This is a genomic window from Streptomyces sp. NPDC013455 (assembly GCF_040632975.1).
Taxonomy (GTDB): Bacteria; Actinomycetota; Actinomycetes; order Streptomycetales; family Streptomycetaceae; genus Streptomyces.
Map to the genome: position 1 here is coordinate 902109 of NZ_JBEYCX010000001.1, position 18373 is coordinate 920481.

The window sequence follows — 18373 nt, forward strand, 5'->3', positions numbered from 1 at the left end:
CCCGGGCCGGGGTACCGGCCGGCTGCGGAGGAAGGGGCGGAGGGCCTTGTCGTGCCGGGGGCGCGGGGGGCCGTGGAGGCCGCGGGGCATGCGGTCGCCGCGGTCGCGGACCCGGCCCGTGCGCCGGCGGGCCCCGGCCCCCGGCTCACCCCTCCGGTCCTCGCGCCCGGTTTCGAACACGCCCCGCCGGCCCCTCCCGCCTCCGCACCCGGTTCCGGCCACGCCCCACCGGCCCCACCGGCCCTCGCACCCGGCTTCGAACACACACCGCCCACCCCACCAACCCTCGCACCCGGCCTCGAACACGCGCCCCCCACCGGGCGGTTCCTCGCCCGGGCCACCCTCGTCACCGCCTCCCTCTCGGTCGCGGCGGCGCTGCTCGGGCTGGTGCGCGACCAGTCGCTGGCCCGGCTGTTCGGGGCCGGACGGGACACGGACGCCTTCCTGGTGGCCTGGACCGTGCCGGAGTTCGCGGCCACCCTGCTCATCGAGGACGGTCTGGCCTTCGCCCTGATCCCGGCGTTCAGCAGGGCGCTGGCCCGCCGTGCCCAGGGCGCCCCCGGCGATCCCGTGCGGGCGCTGGTCGCCGGCACCCTGCCCCGGCTGACGCTGTCCTTCGCGGCCGTCGGGGCGCTGCTCGCGCTGGCCGCACCGCAGTTCGTCGCGGTCCTCGCGCCGGGCCTGCCCGACCCGGCCCTCGCCGTGGACTGCACGCGGCTCACCGCTACCTGTGTGCTGAGCTTCGGCCTCGCCGGGTACTTCAGCGCCGCCCTGCGGGCCCACCGGCGGTTCCTGGCCCCGGCCGCGATCTACATCGTCTACAACGTGGGCATCGTCACCGCGATGTACACCCTCGGCGGCCGCTGGGGGGTGCGGTCGGCCGCGTTCGGGGTGGCGGCGGGCGGCTGCCTGATGATGCTGGTCCAGCTCCCGTCGCTGCTGCCGCGGTTGCGCCGCCGGGCCCGGGAGGGAGAGGCGAAGGCCGTCGCCGAGGCGGCCCGCCCGATGGACGTACCGCTGCTGGCCAGCGTGCTGCTGTTCGCGCTGTGCCGGCAGTCGCAGGTGCTCATCGAGCGGTTCCTGGCCTCCGGGCTGCCCTCGGGGGCCATCTCGCACCTGAACTACGCGCAGAAGGTCGCGCAGATCCCGATGACGCTGTCGATGATGCTGTGCACGGTCACCTTCCCGGTGGTGGCGCGGGCCCTGGCCGACGGCGACACCGAGCGGGCCCGGGACCGGGTGGAGCGGGACCTGGCGCTCGCCGCCGCCCTGGTGCTGCTGGGTACGGCCGCGGTCGTGGCCTGCGCCCCGCAGCTCATCGGGCTGCTGTTCCAGCGGGGCGCGTTCACGGCCGAGGACACCGCGGCGACCGCCGCCGTGATGCGGGTCTACGCGTTCGGCCTGCTCGGCCAGACCCTGACCGGCGTCCTGGTCCGCTCCTACTTCTCGGCGGGCCGCGCCGCCTGGTACCCGGTGGCCGCGATGGCCGCCGGGATCGTCGCCACCTCCTGGATCGGCACCTGGTCGGTCGATGCGTGGGGGGTCACCGGGATCGCGGCCGCCAACGCCACCGGCATCACCCTCACCGCCGCCCTGCTGCTCGCCGGCACGGGACCCCGCAGCGTGCCCATCCGTACCGGGCCCGTGCTGCGGGAGCTGAGCCGGCCGCTGCGGGCGGCGGTGGTGGCCGCCGTGGCGGGCGGGCTGGTGGCGGCGCTGCCGTCGGGCCCGCTCGCCGGACTGGCCGCCGGCGGGGCGACGGTGACCGCCGTGTTCGTCCTGCTCGCATGGGCCCTGGGCGTCCAGGACCTGGCACCCGCACTCCGTTCCGTCCGCACCCTCACCCGAAGGCTCGCCCATGCCGTCTTCCGTTGAGTCCCGGGCACCCGCCCGGACCCTCGCCCCCGGGCCGGTCCCCTGGATCGCCATGTACCACTCCGTCGGCGACTGCTCCGACGACCCGTACCGCATCACGGTCACCCGCGACCGGCTGGAGCGGCAGCTGGGCTGGCTGCGCCGGCGCGGTCTGCGCGGGGTGTCGGTGGCCGAGCTGCTCGCCGCCCTGGCCCGGGGCGAGGGGCGGGGCCTGGTCGGTCTCACCTTCGACGACGGGTACGCCGACTTCCTGGACAACGCCCTTCCGGCGCTGGCCCGCTGGGAGTGCACGGCCACCCTGTTCGTGCTGCCCGGCCGGCTCGGCGGTGACAACGCCTGGGATCCGCTGGGCCCGCGCAAGCCGCTGCTGACCCCGGACGGCATCCGGCGGGCGGCCGCCGCGGGCGTGGAGATCGGCTCGCACGGTCTCACCCACATCGATCTCACCAAGGCCGGCGACCGGCTGCTGAAGTCCGAGACCGTGGAGAGCCGGCGCGTGCTGGAGGAGGTGACCGGCGCCCCGGTCAGCGGGTTCTGCTACCCGTACGGCACGGTCGACGAGCGCGTGATGACGGCCGTGCGGGAGGCCGGTTACGGCTACGCCTGTGCCATCGACCCGGGTGAGCTGAACGGCCCGCACGTCCTGCCGCGCGTGCACATCGGGCAGGACGACACCGCCGTACGCCTGTTCCTGAAGCACCGGCTGCACCGGCTGCGCCGGCGACCCGTGGAGGGGCTGCGATGAGGGCCCTGCACATCATCACCGGCCTCGGTGTCGGCGGCGCCGAGCAGCAACTGCGGCTGCTGCTGGGTCACCTGCCGATCCGGTGCGAGGTGGTGACGCTGACCAACCCGGGTCCGGTGGCCGACGGGCTGGCGGCCGACGGGATCCGGGTGACGCACCTCGGCATGGCCGGCAACCGCGATCTGGCCGCGCTGCCCCGGCTGGTCCGGCTGATCCGGCACGGCGGCTACGACCTCGTGCACACCCACCTCTACCGGGCCTGCCTGTACGGCCGGATCGCCGCCCGGCTGGCCGGGGTCCGCGCGGTCGTCGCCACCGAGCACTCCCTCGGCGACTCGCAGATGGAGGGCCGGCCGCTGACCGCGGGGGTCCGTGCCCTGTACCTGGCGGGCGAGCGGCTGGGCCGGTCCACCGTCGCCGTGTCCCCCACGGTCGCCGGCCGGCTCGCCCGCTGGGGTGTGCCCGAGCGGCGCATCGCGGTCGTGCCCAACGGCATCGACCTGGCGCGGTTCGCCTTCGACCCGGACGCCCGCCGGCGCACCCGGGCCCGGCTCGGGCTGCCCGAGGACGCGTTCGTCGTCGGCGGTGTCGGCCGGCTCGTCCCGGGCAAGCGCTTCGACGTCCTGATCGACGCCCTGGTCCGGCTGCCCGCCGACTGCCGGCTGCTGCTGGTCGGCGGCGGCCCGCAGGAGTGCGCGCTGCGGCAGCGGGCGGCGCGGGCGGGGGTCGCCGACCGGGTGCTGTTCGCCGGGGAGCGGCCGTACCTGGCCGACGGATCCTCCGGCCCCGACCTGCCCGCGCTGGCCTCGGCGATGGACGTGCTGGCCGCCCCCTGTCCCGAGGAGGCGTTCGGGCTCGCGGTGGTGGAGGGCCTCGCGGCCGGGCTGCCGGTGCGCTACGGCTCCTGCCCGGCCCTGGAGGACCTGCCGGCCGGGGCCGCCCCGGACGCGGTGCGGGTCCCCTGCGACGCCGGTGCCTACGCCCGGGCGCTCGCCGGGGTCCGCGCCGCCGGGCCCGGTCCGCGCACCGCCGCCGACGCGGCCCGCCACTACTGCATCACCCGCAGCGCCGCCCGGCTCATGGACGTCTACGCGGCGGCGCTCACCCACACGGTCCCCAAGTCCAGATCCCCCCAGGGAGTCAGCACCTCATGACCGACAACCACACCCGGCACGCCCGCACCCGTCTCTCCCGCGCCCACTCGCTCCCGTCCTGGTCGCTGGTGACGGCCGGCGTCCTCGCGGGCGGGCTGCTCGGCGGCGGTTACGGTGTGCTGAAACCCGCGGAGTACACGGCGACCAGCTATGTCGTCGCCGTTCCCGGCGAGCGGTCCGACACCGCCACCGCGCTCGGTTTCGCCCAGGCGTACGGCCGGGTCGCCACCCAGGTCGCGGTGCTCGGCGACGCCCAGGTGTGGGCCGGGGTCCCGGTGTCCGCTCTGCAGGCGAGCGTGCGCACGGCGACCTCGCCGGACGCCCCCATGGTCGCCGTGTCCGCCACCTCCACCCGTCCGGCCGAGGCCGCCGACATGGCCAACGCGGTCGCCCGCGCGCTCACCCGGCACGCCAACGCCGCCAAGGCCGACACGCACGTCGAACTCCTCCAGTTCTCCCGCGCGGTGAAGCCGGGTGAACCGTCGTCGGCCTCCCCGCAGGTGACCGGGCTGGTCGGGGCGAGCGCGGGCGGGCTGCTCGGCGCGCTGGCGCTGCTGGTCCGGCCGCGGCGCCGGCCGGAGGAGGAGACCGCGCGCCCGGCTTCGGTGCCCGGCCCGGCCGTCGCCGCCGACGCGCACGGCCAGCTGTGACGGCCACCTACCCGGCGCGCACCGCCACCCCCGCCCTCGGCGCCGAACTCGTCACCGACGAGGAGGCGTTCGCGGCCCTGGCCCCCGCCTGGGGCCGGCTGTTCGGGCGGTGTGCCGCCGCGACCCCGTTCCAGAGCCACGCCTGGCTGTACTCCTGGTGGCTGTCGTACGGCCGGCGCGGGCGGCTGCGGCTGCTGGTGGTGCGCGACGCCGACGCCGAACTGGTGGCCGTCGCGCCGCTGATGCTGGTGCGCCGGCCCCTGCCCGCGCTGGTGCCGCTGGGCGGGGCGATCTCCGACTACGCGGACGTGCTGCTGGACGACGACTGCGGCGCGCGGGCGGCCGGCGCCCTGGCCGAGGCGCTCGCCGAGGCGGCCCGCACGGCGCTGATCGACTTCCGCGAGGTGCGCCCCGGCGGTGCGGTGGAGCGGGTCTACGACCGCTGGTGCGGGCCGCGCCGCACCACGTCCGACTCGGTGTGCCTGGAACTGCCGGCCGTGCCCATGTCCGAGCTGATCGCCCGGCTGCCGTCGAGCAAGTCCGGCCAGCGGGCCCGGGCCAAGCTGCGCAGGCTGGCGGCGCTGGGGGTGGAGCGGCGGACGGTGGCGCCGGAGGAGGTGGCCGGGGCGCTCGGCCGGCTGCTGGAGCTGCACCGGTTGCAGTGGCAGGGGCGGAAGGTGACGAACGAGCACCTGCACCCCCGGTTCCGTGAGCACCTGGTGCGGGCGGTGGGCCCGATGGTGCGCTCGGGGAACGCGGTGGTGACCGAGTTCCGGATCGACGGCGAGGTGGTGGCCGTCGACCTGACCCTGCTCTCGGGCAGCCTGTCCGGCGGTTATCTCTACGGCGCCCACCCGGTCCTCAGGGAACGGAAGGCGGACGTGGCGGTGATGCTGCTGGAAGCCTCCGCCGAGCACGGCGGCGGCGGACGGCGCGGCACGCTGAGCCTGCTGCGCGGCGACGAGCCGTACAAGCACCACTGGCGGCCCGAACGGGTCGTCAACCGGCGGTTCCTCATGGCCCGGCGGCGCACCGCCCCGCTGCTGACGGCCGCGCTGTGCGACGCGACCGTCCGGCAGCGGGGCAGGGAGGTGCTGCACCGGTGGCGGGAACGCGGCCAGGACTAGCGGCTCCGCGACCACCAGTCGAAGCGGATGCAGAGCTTTCCGCCGAGCCAGTACTCGACCCAGTCGCCCAGGTCCAGCGGCGAGCAGCCGGCCGGGGGCTTCGTGGTGGGCGCCGGATCGGTCGTGGGAGCCGGCGTGGGAGTCGGGGTCGGGGTCGGCGTGGGCACCGGGACGGGCTGCTCGGCACGGCCGTACAGGGCGGTCCGGTAGATGCGCGCGGAACGGGGGTTGGCCGAGCACTGCCAGACGCCGTGCGGGCAGTAGTCGGTCAGCGTGTTGTAGAGCGGTTTGTGCTCGTCGATCCAGGCGAGCATACGCCGCATGTACTCGCTGTTGTCACCGTTGCGGAAAAGTCCCCATTCCGGGTAGGAAATTGGTTTTCCGTGGGCTTTCGCGAAGTCCACGTGCTGCTGGAGGCCGTACGGCTCCTTCACCTGCTCGTCGAAGGTCGTTCCGGTCGGCTGGTCGTAGGAGTCCATGCCGATGATGTCGACCGTGTCGTCGCCCGGATAGCACTCGGTCCAGGGCACGGCGTCCCGGCCGCGGCTCGGTGCGAAATCGAACCGGAACCTCTGGCCCGGCACCGCGCGCATGGTGGTGACGATCCTGTTCCAGTACGTCTTCCAGGCCCGGGGGTCCGGTCCGCAGCGATGGGTGTAGGTGGTGCCGTTCATCTCCCAGCCGAGCACGATCACCGTGTCCGGCACCTTCAGCCGCACCAGCCGCTCGGCCAGTGCCCGGAAGTGGCGGTCGAAGGCGCCGGCCGCGGCCTGCCGCAGCAGCCACCGTACTTCGCCGTCCGGGACGCCCTCCTCGTTGCGCTCCTGCATGGGTACGTTGAGGACCAGCGTGCGGTCCGCCTTCTGGCGCCGCCAGTGCGCCCACGCGTCCAGGAAGCCGGGCGGGCCCTCGATGTCCCGCCAGCGGCCGCCGGGCAGATAGGTGTGCGCGACCTTCAGCTCGGTCCCGCCCAGCCAGTGGCTCAGTTCCGGGATGCGCGCCACCCCGCGCATCCCGGAGTCGAGGAACGCCCCGAAGGCCGGCACCGCCCCGACGGACCCGGACGCGGACCCGGATGCCTGTGGAGTCGCGGACGGAGTCGCGGGCAGGGGTGCCGTCGGCGTCGCCGGTGCCGCGGCCGTGGGGGTGACCGCCGGTGCCGGCGGAACCGCCGGTGCCGGCGGGACGGCCGGGGTCGCCGGGACGGCCGGGGTCGCCGGGGAGGGAGCGGGCGGGCCGGCGGACCGCGCCGTATCCGGACCCGCGGCGAAACCGGGGCCGACCGCCAGGGTGACCGACGCGGCGGCCGAAGCCGCGATGACAGCCAGCCGCCCGGACCGGGCCCTGCGCTGCTGTGGAGCCATGCCCGCTCCTTTCTTCACTCGACACTCGACATACGAAGTCCCGCTGCTTTTTGAGTATTGACACTCAGTCATATCAATATGAAAAGTGCCGGTGCGGTTACCGCTTTCGGGTTTCCCGAACCCCCGCACGGGCGAATGGAAGGGAAGGAAAAAAGCCCGTGTCCACGCTGGACATCCGGGTCCCCGCAGTGCTGCTGCGGATCGACCGGAATCCCTTTCACCACGGCACCCTGGGCGCCGTGCGCTCGCTCGGCAGAGCCGGAGTGGACGTCCATGTCGTCGCCGACTCCGCCGCGAGTCCCGTACGCGCCTCGCGGTTCGTGCGCCAGCTGCATCCCCCGCCGCCGCCCGGCGCCTCCCCCGGTGACATCGCCGCCGTGCTGCGCCGGGTCGCGGCGCGGGTCGCGCGTCCGGCGGTGCTGATCCCGATGGACGACGCGAGCGCTATCGCGGCCGGCCGGCTGCGCGAGGACCTGGCACCCGCCTACCTGCTGCCGCAGCAGCCCGGCGCGCTCCCCGAGCGGGTGGCCGACAAGGCCCGGCTGGCCGAGGTGTGCGCCGCCGCCGGGGTGCCGCACCCGGTGACCCTGGTGCCGGACAGCGCCCGGGACGCGGCGGCCGCCACCGGCCGGCTGGGCCTGCCGGTGGTGGCCAAATGGAGCCGGCCCTGGCTGGTGCCGTCCGGCAGCGGACTGCGCTCGACCGTACTGCTGCGCTCGGCGCGCGAGGCACGGGAGCTGTACCTGCGCAGCGCGGAGGCGGGCAGCCCGCTGCTCCTCCAGGCGTTCCTGCCGCCCGGACCGGACCGCGACTGGTTCTTCCACGGGTACGCCGACCGGGCCGGCGTCCTGCGCGCCGGCGGACCGGGCCGCAAGCAGCTGGCCTGGCCGCGCGGGGCGGGCCTGACCGCCGTCGGCCGGTGGACCCCCAACCCCCAGGTGCGGGCGCTGGCCGAACGGCTCACCGGCGAGCTGGGCTACCGGGGCATCCTCGACCTGGACTTCCGCCGCTGCGGCCGCACCGGCCGTTACCACCTGCTCGACTTCAACCCGCGCCCCGGCGCCCAGTTCCGGCTGTTCACCGACAGCGCCGGACTGGACGTCGTACGGGCCCTGCACCTGGACCTGACGCACCGTCCGCTGCCGGACGGTGCGCCGCTGCCCGGGCGGCGGTTCGTGGTGGAGAACTACGCCCCGCTGGCCGCGCTGCGGCCCGCGCCCCACGGCCGCGAACTGGCCTGGCACGCGGCCGACGACCGGGCGCCGGGCCGGGCGATGTGGGCGCTGTGGGCCCGGCACGCGGCGGGCCGGCTCGCCGCCCGCCCGCGGGGCCGCGCGGTGCCGACGGCCCGGCCGGAGCCCGCGCCCGGGCCGGTCCGCCCGGCGGGCGCCCGTGACCTGTCCCACGGTCCGGCCGCCGGCCCCGCCGACGGCCTCACCGACGACGAGAAAGCGAGCAGTTGCTGATGTACGACCTGCTGGTGGTGGGCGCCGGCCCCTACGGCCTGTCCATCGCGTCGCACGCCGCGGCGGCCGGTCTGGGCGTCCGGGTCTTCGGGCGGCCCATGGCCTCCTGGCGCGATCACATGCCGGACGGCATGTTCCTGAAGTCCGAGCCGTGGGCCTCCAACCTGTCCGATCCGGAGGGCCGCTGGCGGCTCGACGTCTTCTGCGCCTTCCGCGGCATGACGGCCCGGCACGCCGAGCCGATCCCGCTGGACGTGTTCGCGGAGTACGGCCTGTGGTTCGCCCGCAACGCCGTCCCCGGCGTCGACGAACGGACGGTGACCCGCCTCGCACCGTGCGCCGGGGGTTTCGAGGCCGTCACCGAGGACGGGGAGACGGTCGGCGCGCGGACGGTCGCGCTGGCCGTGGGCGTACTGCCGTTCACCGAGATCCCGGCCGCCCTGCGCGGCCTGCCGCCGGACCTGGTCTCGCACAGCAGCCACCACGCCGGCCTCGACCGGTTCCGCGGCCGGGACGTCACCGTGGTCGGTGGCGGGCAGGCGGCCCTGGAGACGGCCGCGCTCCTCGCCGAGCAGGGCACGCGGGTCCGGGTGCTGGTCCGCGCGGACCGGCTGGACTGGAACGATGTGCCGCCGCCCTGGGAGCGCCCCTGGTGGCGCGCGGCCCGCTCCCCGCACAGCGGCCTCGGCCCCGGCTGGCGTAACTGGTTCTACGCCGAGCGGCCGGGCCTGTACCGGCGGCTCCCGGAGCGCACCCGGGTCCGGATCGCCGCCGACGCCCTCGGTCCGGCCGGTGCCTGGTGGGTGCGCGAGCGGGTGGAGCGCCGGGTGGAGGTACTGCTCGGCCGGGAGGTGGTGAGGGCCCGTCCGGTGCCGGGCGGGGTACGGCTGGAGACCGCGGCGCGGCGGGGCGGTGCCGCGGTGCTGGAGACGGGGCACGTCATCGCGGCCACCGGCTTCCGGGCCACCCGGGACCGGCTGGGGCTGCTCTCCCCCGACCTTCGCGCGCTGCTGGCGACCGGCACCGACGGGGCGCCGGAGGTGGGGCCGGAGTTCGAGTCGTCGTATCCCGGTCTGTTCCTGGCCGGACTGATCACGGCCGCGGGCTTCGGCCCGGCGATGCGGTTCGTGCACGGCGCGACCTTCACGGCGGGCACGCTGGTGCGCGGAGTACGGCGGCGGCTGCGCACGGGCCCGGCGGGCCGGCGGATCCCGGCCGTGCGGGGGGCCCGGGTGCCCGTGGGGGCGCGGTCCTGACCGTGCGGCACGGCTGGTGCGTTCCCTCGTGGCGGCGGGGTGCCGGGCGCTCGGTCCGGCACCCGGCGCGTCACCGACGGGAGGCGGTCCGGCCTCGCCGGTAGAGGATCGTCCCGGCCCCGATCAGCGCGGCGCTCGCGGCCGACGTCACGATCATGGCCCGGGCCTCACCACCGGTGTGGGGGAGGGTGGGCGGCTGCTGATGGCCGCCCCCACCGGAGGGAGGGGCGCTGTGCCCGCCGCCAGGAGGCGTGGTGTGCCCGCCGGCGGGAGGCGTGGTGTGCCCTTCGGCGGGCGGGGTGCTGTGCCCACCACCCGGGGGCGTGCTGTGCCCACCACCGGGCGGGGTCGTCTCCTCGCCCCCGTACGGCGGCGGGGTCGTCTCCTCGCCCCCGTACGGCGGCGGGGTCGTCTCCTCACCCCCGTACGGCGGCGGGGTCGTCTCGCCGCCGCCGTTGGGGGGCGGGGTCGTCTCGTGACCGCCATAGGGAGGCGGAGTCGTCTCGCCGCCGGAGGGAGGCGTGGAGTGCTCGCCGCCACCGGTGGGGGGCGGGGTCGCCTCCTCGCCCCCGTATGGCGGTGGGGTCGTCTCGCCGCCGGAAGGAGGCGTGGAGTGCTCGCCGCCGGGAGCGGGGTGGTCACCGGAGTCACCGGAGTCGCCGGAGTCGTCCGGGCTGCCGTATCCCGAGTCCTCGGAGTCCCCGTGCGCCGGTGGGGTCGTCTGGCCGCCGCCCTGCGGAGGCGCGGAGTGTTCGCCGGCCGGAGCGGGACGGGGACCGGAGTCGTCCGGGCCGCCGTAGCCGGCGTCGTCGTGGGGGCCTTTGTGGGCGTCACCGTGCGGGCTGCCCGCGCTGCCACCGTGTTCCTTCTGCCCGTGGACGTTGGCGCAGGAGTTGCCGAAGGCCGGGTTCAGGGCGGCGGCCGCGTCGACGGAGTTGCCGCAGATGTTGACCGGGACGTTCACCGGGGCCTGGACGTTGTTCCCGGACAGCACCCCTGGGGAGCCCTGGGCAACCCCCTGCGCCTGGGAGTCGGCGAGCGCGGCGCCGCCGTACAAGGACAGCATGCCGGTCGCGGCCGCGGCCACGGCCATGCCCTTGCTGAGAGTCTGTCGCAATCTCGTGATCTTCCTGCTCGAAGAAGTGGGAAGGCCGGCCTCGGGACGACGACACCGAAGGTTCGGCGGTCCGAGGCCGGCCAGGCTCAGCCGGGGGCTGGCGCGCTGCGTACGTCTCAGTCGTTGACGCAGACGTTGCCGAACGCCGGGTTCAGCAGTCCGACGATGTTGATGGTGTTGCCGCACACGTTGATCGGGATGTGGATCGGCACCTGGACGACGTTGCCGGACAGGACGCCGGGGGAACCGACGGCCGCGCCATTGGCCTCGGCGTCGGCGAAGGCGGGTCCGGCCATGCCCAGTGCCAGGATGGCGCCCGTGACGGCAGCGACGGTCTTCTTCATGAGTGTTCCCTTCTCTGGGGTCATGCCCCGATGACGGCCAGAACCGTGCGAGCACGACGTGAACGATCGCGGCACGGAACGAGGGATTGACACAACCGGAGACCGCGGAACACGGATCGCGCGATAATCACTCGATCGCACCGCTTCCTCACGCGTTCTTCCCTCGCCTGAATTCGGTGGAAAAAAGGCCCGGGCAGCCCGCTGACGATGCAGCGGACGGCCCGGGCCGGCCAAATCGGCTCAGCCTTCGCCGTTGGCCGAGAGAACCGAGATGTCCTCCAGGACGTGCGAGATCGCACCGTCGCGCTTGGCGTTCGTGGAGTTGTCGTTGCACTGCTGCTGCAGGTGGTCGGACAGGATCGGGATGTCCTGGACCACGACACCGATGAGCAGAGCGATACCGACGTCGAGGTCCTGGATCCCGACACACGGCTTGTTGAGCGAACCCTGCACCAGCGAGAGCTGCGGGCTCATGTCGCCCTTCGTCGCCGAGTTGCCCCACGACGACGCGGCGCCGTTGCCATTCGCGACGGTCGGTCCGTCGTCGTTGCCGATGGCAAGCGCCTGCGGCGCGGCCGCCACCGCCATTCCCACGACAGAAGCGGCGGTCGCGGCGGCGACCATTGCCTTCTTGAGCACTTCGCGTTCCTTTCCTCGTAGCGACGCATGCCCTACGGCCTCATCAACACGGCCCACGAGGAATGGTTCCGCTGATTCACTCGGTTGGCGCGCAAAAGGAAACAAGGTGACATCGAACCACCTATCGGAAAAGCACACCACCAGTCCGCGGTGTCCGCCGACGGGGTGAACGGCAGAAACCAAGAAGGGCCCGCGGAGTTGACCAAAGCGCTCCGGTGGACGGGGTTTCCTCAGAAAGGACTGGCCAATGATCAGGAAGATTGTTGCCACTGCGGCCGTCGCCGCTTCGGCCATGGGCGCCTCCGCAGCCGCGGCACCGCAGGCGCTGGCGATCGGGAACGACAGCGGGCCGACCGCCGCCAACGGCAACGGCGCTTGGCAGAGCTACGGCAACTCGGCGACGTACGGGAACATGAGCCCGCAGATCGCCCTGATCCAGGGCTCTTTCAACAAGCCGTGCATCGCCGTGACCGACCTTCCGATCGGTGTGGGCGCCCTCATCGGCGTGAATGTCCAGGACATCCCGATCCTGTCCGACCACATGCAGCAGCAGTGCACCGAGAACTCCTCGAACGTCAAGCGCGACGGCGCGCTGGCGCACCTGCTGGAGGACGTGTCGATCCTTTCCCAGAACGGTGAGAGCGGCAACTGACGACGGTGCCGGAAGCGGGTCGCCGAACGGTTCGGCGGCCCGCTTCGGCGTGTCAGCGGCGGTACAGCGCCTCGATCCGCTCCGCGTACGCCGCCGTCACCGCGTGCCGCTTGACCTTCAGCGAGGGGGTCAGCAGGCCGTTCTCCTCGGTGAACTCCCCCTCGACCAGCGCGAAGGCGCGTATCGACTCGGCCCGGGAGACGGCCTCGTTGGCGTAGTCGACCGCCTTCTGCACCTCCGCGCGCAGCCGTTCGTCGCGGACCAGCTCCGACAGCGGGGTGTCCGGGGGAAGTTTCCGTACGGACAGCCAGTGCGCCACCGCCTCGGGGTCGAGGGTGATCAGGGCGGCGACGAAGGGCCGGTTGTCGCCGACGACCAGGCACTGGCCGACGGGTGAGCGGCTGCGCAGCCGGTCCTCCAGGACGGCCGGCGAGACGTTCTTGCCGCCGGAGGTGACGAGGAGGTCCTTCTTGCGGCCGGTGATGGTGAGATAGCCGTCGTCGTCCAGCGCGCCCAGGTCGCCGGTGGCGAACCAGCCGTCGCGCAGGACCTCGTCCGTGGCGGCCGGGTCGTTCCAGTACGACCCGAAGACGATCCCGCCCTTGATCAGCACCTCCCCGTCGTCGTCCGTGCGCACGGACACGCCCGGCACCGGCCGGCCGACCGTGCCGGGGCGGGGGCTGAGCGGGGGCACGATGGTGGCGGCGGCGCTGGTCTCGGTCAGGCCGTAGCCCTCGTAGACGACGATGCCGGCCGCGTGGAAGAACAGGTTCAGGTCGCGGTCCAGCGGTGAGCCGCCGCTGATGGCGTAGCGCAGCCGGCCGCCCAGCTCCTTGCGGATACGCCGGTAGACCAGCAGGTCGTACAGCGCCCACGCCGCGTACAGGCCGGGTCCCGGACCCTTGCCCGTGCCGAGGAAGGCGCGCAGGTGGGCCTCGGCGAAGCGGACGCCGGTCCGTTCGGCGCGGTCGAAGGAGGCGGCCCGGCCGAGCTTCTCGGCGGTGGCCCGCCCGGTGTCGTGGATCTTCTCGAACAGGTACGGCACCCCGACCAGGAAGGTCGGCCGGAACTCCCGCAGGGCGGGCCTGAGTTCTGCGGGTCTGACGCTGGGGAAGTGGCCGGTCTCGATGCGGGCCAGCAGGCAGGCGAGCTGGAGGGTGCGGCCGAGGATGTGGGCGAGCGGCAGGAAGAGCAGGGTGGAGGCCTGCCGTCCGGTGGCGGCCCGGAAGACCGGGTACAGCAGCTCGACGGTGCCCGCGGCCTCGGCGTGCAGGTTGGCGTGGGTGAGGACGCAGCCCTTGGGCCGGCCGGTGGTGCCGGAGGTGTAGCAGAGGGTGGCGACGGTGCCGGGGGTCAGCGCGCCGCGCCGCCCGGCGACGTCGTCGTCGCCCAGCCGCCGCCCGAGGGCGATGAGGTCGGCCAGGTGCTCGGCCGGAGGCGCCGCGAGCGGCCGGGGGGCGTCCGGGGCGCCGTGGTGGCCGGTCTCCCCGGGCCGCCGGAGGTCGTCCGGCGGGCCGTCGTGGCGGGTGTCCCCCACGTGGTGGCGGCCTCCCGTGGGGCGGGAGCGCGCGCCGTGCGCGGGTGCCGTCCCGCCCGGGGTGTCCGCGTCGATCTGCCAGACGCGTGGCGGCGTGGGGTGGCCGGCGGTGCCGGCGGTCACGACCGCCGTGTGCTCGGCCGTCTCCGTGACGACGTACCGGGCGCCGGAGTCGCGGACGATCCACTCCACCTGGTCGGCGGAGGAGGTCGGGTAGACCGGCACCGACTGGCCGCCGGCCGCCCAGACGGCGAAGTCCAGGACCGTCCACTCGTAGCGGGTGCGGGACATCAGGACGACCCGGCCCCCCGGTTCCAGACCGGCGGCGATCAGCCCCTTGGCGAGGGCGGTCACCTCGGCGGCGAAGGCCGCTGCCGTGACCGGCCGCCAGGCGCCCCCCTCGCGGCGGCGCAGCAGCACCGCGTCCGGCGCTTCGGCCGCGTGGGTGAACGGCAGGTCGGCCAGGGAACCGGAGGCGAGCGGGGGCGCCAGGGGCGCGGCCCGCACCTCGCGCACCCGGCCGGTGGCGTCCCGGACGATCTCCACCGTGGCGCGCTCCGCGAGATCGGTGCGCTGCCGTGCCCGTTTCAGATCCCTGCGTACGCCCATGACGGCTCCCGGCGGACGGTACGGCCCTCGTTCCTTACCGACGGGTCAACTTACTCGGAAGTAAGAAAAGGTCAATGGGTCGCGCGAGTGGCCTTCCGGGGCCGGTGCGTCGGGCGGGGCGGCCTCGCGGGGTCAGGAGACGACGTCCTTGCGGGCGAACCCCCTGAAGGCCAGGGCGAACAGGACCAGGGCGTAGGTGACGGACAGGGCGGTGCCCTGGATCATGCCGGACCACTCGGGGTGCGGCTGGACGGCGTCGGCCCAGGCGAACTGCCAGTGCGCGGGCAGGAAGTCGCGCCAGCCGCCGAGGGCGGTGACCGCGTCCAGGACGTTGCCGACGATGGTCAGGCCGACCGCGCCGCCGACCGCGCCGAGCGGCGCGTCCGTCTTGGTCGACAGCCAGAACGCGAGGCCGGCGGTGACCAGTTGGGACACGAAGATGTACGCCACCGCCACCAGCAGCCGCTGCGCCGCCGTGCCGGTGTCCAGGGCGCCGCCGGTCGGTATCCGCAGCGGGCCCCAGCCGTAGGCGGCCGTGCCGGCGGCGAGCGCCACGACGGGCAGCAGCACCATCGCGGCGAGACTCAGCCCGAGCGCCACGACGAGCTTGGACCACAGCAGCCGGGCCCGGGGCACGGGCGCGGCGAGCAGGTAGCGCAGCGAGGACCAGCCCGCCTCGGAGGCGACCGTGTCGCCGCAGAACAGGGCGACCGGGATCACCAGCAGGAAGCCCGCCGAGACGAAGAGGTTCACGGCGGCGAAGTTGGCGCCGGACGCGGTGGCCGTGTCCATCAGCGTGACCTGGTCGTTCCGGCTGCCCGGGTCGCCGCCGAGGGCGAAGGCGATCAGCAGGACGAACGGCAGCACGGCCAGGATCAGGCCCATGACCAGCGTGCGGCGCCGCTTGAGCTGGCGGACCAGCTCGACCCTCAGCGGCAGGGTGCGGCCCGCCTGGTAGCCGGAGGCGACCTCGGTGAGCGTGCTCATGCGGAACCTCCGATCAGGGTGAGGAAGGCGTCCTCCAGGCGGCGGTGCGGGCCGACCGAGGCGACCGGCACCTCCAGCCGCACCAGCTCCACGACCAGCCGCTCGGCGGTGCCGCCGGGTTCGAGCCGGATCAGCAGCCCGTCGTCGGTGCGCACGGCGGAGGCGACGCCGGGCAGGGCGGCCACCTTCTCCGCCACCGGCTCCTCCACGGCGGTGGCGGTGCCGACCAGCAGGGTGTCGCCGGAGCCGATGATCTCCCGGACCGGCCCCGCCTGCACGAGCCGGCCGCGGTCCATGACCACCAGGTGGGTGCAGGACTGCTCGACCTCGGCGAGGAGGTGGCTGGAGACGATCACCGTGCGGCCGCCGGCCGCGTAGCGGATCATCACCTCGCGCATCTCGCGGATCTGGGGCGGGTCCAGGCCGTTGGTCGGCTCGTCCAGGATGAGCAGGTCGGGCAGACCGAGCATGGCCTGGGCGATGGCCAGGCGCTGGCGCATGCCCTGGGAGTAGGTGCGCACCGCGCGGGCCAGGGCGTCGCCGAGACCGGCGATCTCCAGGGCCTCGTCCAGGTGGGCGTCCTCGGGCGGCCGGCCGGTGGCCCGCCAGTACAGCTCCAGGTTCTCCCGGCCGGACAGGTGCGGCAGGAAGCCGGCGCCCTCCACGAACGCGCCGACCCGGGACAGCACCGGCGCGCCGGGCCGGATGGCGTGCCCGAAGACGCGGATCTCGCCGTCGTCCGGCCGGATCAGGCCCATGAGCATGCGCAGGGTGGTGGTCTTGCCCGCGCCGTTCGGGCCGAGCAGGCCGAGGACCTGGCCCTTCTCGACGCGGAAGGACAGCTCGCGCACCGCGTACCGGTCGGTGGACCTGGCGTACCGCTTGCTCAGGTCCCGGATGACGAGCGGTACGTCGGCCAGCTCGGGGTCGGGGGCGGGGGCGGCCGTCCGGCGGCGGGCGGTGAGCAGCAGGGCGAGGGCCACCACGGCGCCGGCCGCGGGCAGCCACCAGACCCAGGCGGGCAGCGGGGCGGCCGCGGTGGTGACCGCGGGGGCCGTGGGCACGCTCAGGCCGCCCCTGAGGGAGACGGTGTAGCCGGCCGGGGCGGCCGGTGAGGCGTAGCCGAGGTCGGTGGAGGCGAGGACCAGGCGGAGCCGGTGGCCCTTCTGCACCTCGTGGTCGATCGCCGGGAGGGTGACGGTGACGTCCTTGCCGGCCTTGGCGCCGGTCACCCGGAAGGGGGCGACGAGCTGGGCGGGCAGGACCTGCTGGGTGCCGTCGGGACCGACGTCGTAGACCTTGCCGAACAGGACGGCGTCGGCGGCGGTGGAGGTGACGTGGACGGTGGCGGTCGGGGCGCCGGTGATCCGCAGGTCGCGGGCGAGCGGTGCCGAGTCGAACTTCGCGTACTGGCCGGGGAAGTCCAGGGAGACGCCGACACCGAGCGCGGACAGCCGGCCGAGACCGCCGGAGCCGCCGAGGCCGGGCAGCGCCGAGACCGCGGGCGGGCTGGCGCCGGCCGGGTTGACGACGTGCTGCTCGCCGCCGGTCAGGGCGATGGTGCGCCGGTGGTCGTGCAGGCCCGGGTAGCGGGCGGCGCTCGCGCCGCGCAGCTGGGCGGTGCCGTCGGTGGAGTCGATGCCTCCGGTGCGGGTGACCCGGAACGCCGGGCCGGTGCCGGTGTCCTCGTCGCCCTTCAGGTACCGGTCGAACCAGGCGCGCACGCGTGTCTCGACCCGGTCCGTCTCCATGTCGCCGCCGTCGTGTCCGCCGGCGATCCAGTCGACCGCGACGGGGGCGCCGTTCGCGCGGATCGCCCGCTCGGCCGCGTCGGCCTGGTCCAGGGTGAACAGGGAGTCGGTCTGGCCCTGCACCAGCAGGGTGGGCACGGTGACGCGGTCGCCGACCGCGGCGGGCGAGCGCTCCTCCAGCAGTGTGCGGGCGGCCCGGTCAGGGGTGCCGGACTCGGCGACCCGGTCGTACATCCGGCACAGCGCCGGCGCGAAGCGGGCGCAGCCGCCGCCGGTGTTGAAGAACATCCCGGCCCACAGCTTCTTGAACACGCCGTTCGGGAACAGGGCGTCCGCGAGGTTCCAGTAGGTGATCGCCGGGGCGATGGCGTCGACCCGCCGGTCGTGTCCGGCGGCGAGCAGCGAGACCGCTCCGCCGTAGGAGCCGCCGGCCATGCCGACGCGCGGGTCGCCCGCCTTGTCGAGCAGCACCCGGGGCTGGTCGGCCAGCCAGTCGATGAGCCGGGAGACGTCGGCGACCTCGCCCCGCGGGTCGTTGAGCCCGATCTTCCCGGTGGACCGGCCGAAGCCGCGTGCGGACCAGGTCAGCACCGCGTACCCGTCCCGGGCGAGGTCCTCGGCCTGCCGGCGCATGTCGTCCTTGCTGCCGCCGAAGCCGTGCGCGAGCAGCACCGCGGGGTGGCGGCCGGTGCCGGCCGGGGTGAAGTACGAGGTGTCCAGGCGCACCCCGTCGACCGCCATGACCTGGTCGCTGCGGCGCACGGTCCGCGTGTCGTCGGAGGCGACGGCCGCCGTCCACGTCCCGGCGCCGGCGAGCACCACGACGGCGGCCGCGGCGGCCATCAGCCGGCGTGGCCCCTGCAGCAGCCCTCGCAACGCGGGCACTCGAAGATCCATGCGTCAACGGTACGGGCCGCCACCGACAACCGCTGCTGCCGCGGGGCGGACCCGTGGGCCCTCCCTGGGGCGTACGGGCGCGGTTCGGCGTACTTCGGTCGTGGTACGCCCCCGCGGATCCCCGGGCCGCCGGCGTCCCCGGTCGCGGCCCCGCCGGCCTTCCGGGCTTTCCGGGTTCTCGGGACTTGGGGTCGTGGGGTCTT

15 protein-coding genes are annotated in these 18373 nt (G+C 74.7%); 8 read left to right on the forward strand and 7 right to left on the reverse strand.

The genetic code is table 11. From position 1 onward, the window contains the following. Window positions 1-72: 72 nt before the first annotated feature. The 5 genes from ABZ576_RS03980 to ABZ576_RS04000 are packed head-to-tail and all read left to right on the forward strand — an operon-like array spanning window position 73 to window position 5551. Window positions 73-1875, forward strand: a complete 1803-nt coding sequence (locus tag ABZ576_RS03980) for a lipid II flippase MurJ (RefSeq protein ID WP_360735539.1) — start codon at window positions 73-75, stop codon at window positions 1873-1875. Next, window positions 1859-2620 (forward strand): polysaccharide deacetylase family protein, encoded by a 762-nt coding sequence (locus ABZ576_RS03985; RefSeq protein WP_360735446.1) that lies wholly within the window; start codon window positions 1859-1861, stop codon window positions 2618-2620. Before ABZ576_RS03980 ends, ABZ576_RS03985 begins: the two co-directional genes overlap by 17 nt. After that, window positions 2617-3774, forward strand: coding sequence for a glycosyltransferase (locus tag ABZ576_RS03990; RefSeq protein ID WP_360735448.1), 1158 nt, complete (start codon window positions 2617-2619; stop codon window positions 3772-3774). Before ABZ576_RS03985 ends, ABZ576_RS03990 begins: the two co-directional genes overlap by 4 nt. After that, window positions 3771-4424 carry a lipopolysaccharide biosynthesis protein gene (locus ABZ576_RS03995; protein ID WP_360735450.1) on the forward strand — a complete coding sequence of 218 codons (654 nt, stop codon included), beginning with the start codon at window positions 3771-3773 and terminating at the stop codon, window positions 4422-4424. Before ABZ576_RS03990 ends, ABZ576_RS03995 begins: the two co-directional genes overlap by 4 nt. Next, window positions 4421-5551 (forward strand): GNAT family N-acetyltransferase, encoded by a 1131-nt coding sequence (locus ABZ576_RS04000; protein WP_360735452.1) that lies wholly within the window; start codon window positions 4421-4423, stop codon window positions 5549-5551. The genes ABZ576_RS03995 and ABZ576_RS04000 overlap by 4 nt, the downstream gene beginning before the upstream one ends. Here the strand turns inward: ABZ576_RS04000 and ABZ576_RS04005 are convergent. After that, on the reverse strand, window positions 5548-6915 hold the full coding sequence (locus tag ABZ576_RS04005) for a glycosyl hydrolase (protein WP_360735454.1): 1368 nt from the start codon (window positions 6913-6915) through the stop codon (window positions 5548-5550). The genes ABZ576_RS04000 and ABZ576_RS04005 overlap by 4 nt on opposite strands. A 158-nt stretch (window positions 6916-7073) precedes the next feature. On the opposite strand from ABZ576_RS04005, the gene ABZ576_RS04010 reads away from it, so the two are divergent. Together ABZ576_RS04010 and ABZ576_RS04015 are read left to right on the forward strand one after the other, a co-directional pair. Next, on the forward strand, window positions 7074-8381 hold the full coding sequence (locus tag ABZ576_RS04010; protein ID WP_360735456.1) for an ATP-grasp domain-containing protein: 1308 nt from the start codon (window positions 7074-7076) through the stop codon (window positions 8379-8381). Beyond that, a complete protein-coding gene (locus tag ABZ576_RS04015; protein WP_360735458.1) occupies window positions 8381-9637 on the forward strand; it encodes an FAD-dependent oxidoreductase in 1257 nt (418 codons plus the stop codon). The genes ABZ576_RS04010 and ABZ576_RS04015 overlap by 1 nt, the downstream gene beginning before the upstream one ends. 70 nt (window positions 9638-9707) lie before the next feature. Here the strand turns inward: ABZ576_RS04015 and ABZ576_RS04020 are convergent, their stop codons facing one another. The 3 genes from ABZ576_RS04020 to ABZ576_RS04030 all read right to left on the reverse strand — a co-directional run bounded on the left by ABZ576_RS04020 (window position 9708) and on the right by ABZ576_RS04030 (window position 11737). After that, window positions 9708-10754 carry a chaplin family protein gene (locus ABZ576_RS04020; RefSeq protein ID WP_360735460.1) on the reverse strand — a complete coding sequence of 349 codons (1047 nt, stop codon included), beginning with the start codon at window positions 10752-10754 and terminating at the stop codon, window positions 9708-9710. Between the two features lie 116 nt (window positions 10755-10870). Next, on the reverse strand, window positions 10871-11098 hold the full coding sequence (locus tag ABZ576_RS04025; protein WP_360735462.1) for a chaplin: 228 nt from the start codon (window positions 11096-11098) through the stop codon (window positions 10871-10873). 240 nt (window positions 11099-11338) lie between these two features. Then, entirely contained in the window at window positions 11339-11737 is a 399-nt protein-coding gene (locus tag ABZ576_RS04030; RefSeq protein ID WP_360735464.1) for a rodlin, read from the reverse strand. A 247-nt stretch (window positions 11738-11984) separates the two neighbouring features. Here ABZ576_RS04030 and ABZ576_RS04035 point away from each other — a divergent pair, with 247 nt between their 5' ends. Then, window positions 11985-12389, forward strand: a complete 405-nt coding sequence (locus ABZ576_RS04035) for a rodlin (protein WP_360735466.1) — start codon at window positions 11985-11987, stop codon at window positions 12387-12389. 52 nt (window positions 12390-12441) lie between these two features. Here the strand turns inward: ABZ576_RS04035 and ABZ576_RS04040 are convergent, their stop codons facing one another. The 3 genes from ABZ576_RS04040 to ABZ576_RS04050 form a co-directional block, all read right to left on the reverse strand. Continuing rightward, the gene (locus ABZ576_RS04040) at window positions 12442-14535 is read right to left on the reverse strand and encodes an AMP-dependent synthetase/ligase (protein WP_360735468.1); all 2094 of its coding nucleotides are present in this window, start codon (window positions 14533-14535) and stop codon (window positions 12442-12444) included. Window positions 14536-14667: 132 nt separating this feature from the next. Continuing rightward, the gene (locus ABZ576_RS04045; RefSeq protein WP_360735470.1) at window positions 14668-15522 is read right to left on the reverse strand and encodes an ABC transporter permease; all 855 of its coding nucleotides are present in this window, start codon (window positions 15520-15522) and stop codon (window positions 14668-14670) included. After that, a complete protein-coding gene (locus tag ABZ576_RS04050; protein ID WP_360735472.1) occupies window positions 15519-18170 on the reverse strand; it encodes a CocE/NonD family hydrolase in 2652 nt (883 codons plus the stop codon). The genes ABZ576_RS04045 and ABZ576_RS04050 overlap by 4 nt, the downstream gene beginning before the upstream one ends. Between the last annotated feature and the right edge of the window lie 203 nt (window positions 18171-18373).

Excerpts from the sequence above, each read along its gene's own strand:
- ABZ576_RS04040 (WP_360735468.1), bottom strand. The coding sequence starts at position 14,535 with ATGGGCGTACGCAGGGATCTGAAACGGGCACGGCAGCGCACCGATCTC.
- ABZ576_RS04050 (WP_360735472.1), bottom strand. The coding sequence starts at position 18,170 with ATGGATCTTCGAGTGCCCGCGTTGCGAGGGCTGCTGCAGGGGCCACGC.
- ABZ576_RS04005 (WP_360735454.1), bottom strand. The coding sequence starts at position 6,915 with ATGGCTCCACAGCAGCGCAGGGCCCGGTCCGGGCGGCTGGCTGTCATC.
- ABZ576_RS04025 (WP_360735462.1), bottom strand. The coding sequence starts at position 11,098 with ATGAAGAAGACCGTCGCTGCCGTCACGGGCGCCATCCTGGCACTGGGC.
- ABZ576_RS03990 (WP_360735448.1), top strand. The coding sequence starts at position 2,617 with ATGAGGGCCCTGCACATCATCACCGGCCTCGGTGTCGGCGGCGCCGAG.
- ABZ576_RS04035 (WP_360735466.1), top strand. The coding sequence starts at position 11,985 with ATGATCAGGAAGATTGTTGCCACTGCGGCCGTCGCCGCTTCGGCCATG.
- ABZ576_RS03995 (WP_360735450.1), top strand. The coding sequence starts at position 3,771 with ATGACCGACAACCACACCCGGCACGCCCGCACCCGTCTCTCCCGCGCC.
- ABZ576_RS04045 (WP_360735470.1), bottom strand. The coding sequence starts at position 15,522 with ATGAGCACGCTCACCGAGGTCGCCTCCGGCTACCAGGCGGGCCGCACC.
- ABZ576_RS04015 (WP_360735458.1), top strand. The coding sequence starts at position 8,381 with ATGTACGACCTGCTGGTGGTGGGCGCCGGCCCCTACGGCCTGTCCATC.
- ABZ576_RS03985 (WP_360735446.1), top strand. The coding sequence starts at position 1,859 with ATGCCGTCTTCCGTTGAGTCCCGGGCACCCGCCCGGACCCTCGCCCCC.